The 624-nt window shown below is 57.7% G+C and carries 1 protein-coding gene; it reads left to right on the top strand.

Going from position 1 to position 624, the window contains the following annotated elements; all coding sequences use genetic code 11:
• Positions 1-624 (top strand): AMP-binding protein (locus NKH90_RS34710; protein ID WP_352823845.1); only part of this gene is annotated, 624 nt, incomplete at both ends.

Here is a 624-nt window from a genome sequence, read left to right as displayed (position 1 = left end):
CGCAGTTCAGCTCGAGTGATCGTGTGGCGTGGGTGGGCAATCCCGCGTTTGATATCAGTACCCTGGAAGTGTGGGCACCGCTGCTCAACGGTGGCTGCATCATTGCATTGGATGCCACGACCGTCATAAATCCTTCAAATTTTGCCAAGTCACTTGAACAGCAACGGGTGACAACCCTTTTTCTAACAACAGCGTTATTCAACCAATATACGTCATCGATCGCTCCGACGTTAGCACAACTTAAGTACCTCCTCTGTGGAGGCGAGGTCAGTGACGTTCCCTCATTTTTGAGATTGCTGAGAGAAGAAGGTCCTGTACGCCTCATTCACTGCTACGGTCCGACCGAGACAACGACCTTCGCGACAGTCTGCGAGATCGCCCAATCTGTCGGGGGGCTGGCCTCCATCCCGATCGGGCGCCCGATTGCGAACACGCGGGTGTACCTGCTGGACGGTCATGGTGGGCCCGTGCCGTTCGGGGCGGTGGGTGAGCTTTACGTTGGCGGGGCCGGCGTTGCGCGTGGCTACCTGAACCGGCCTGATCTGACGGCGGAGCGGTTCATCGCCAGTCCCTTTGTGGAAGGCGATCGGCTGTATAAGACCGGCGATCTGGCGCGTTATCTGC

The sequence above is a fragment of the Mesorhizobium sp. M0898 genome (assembly GCF_040319695.1).
Classification (GTDB): Bacteria; Pseudomonadota; Alphaproteobacteria; order Rhizobiales; family Rhizobiaceae; genus Mesorhizobium.
This window is presented reverse-complemented; position numbering and strand designations above follow the sequence as displayed.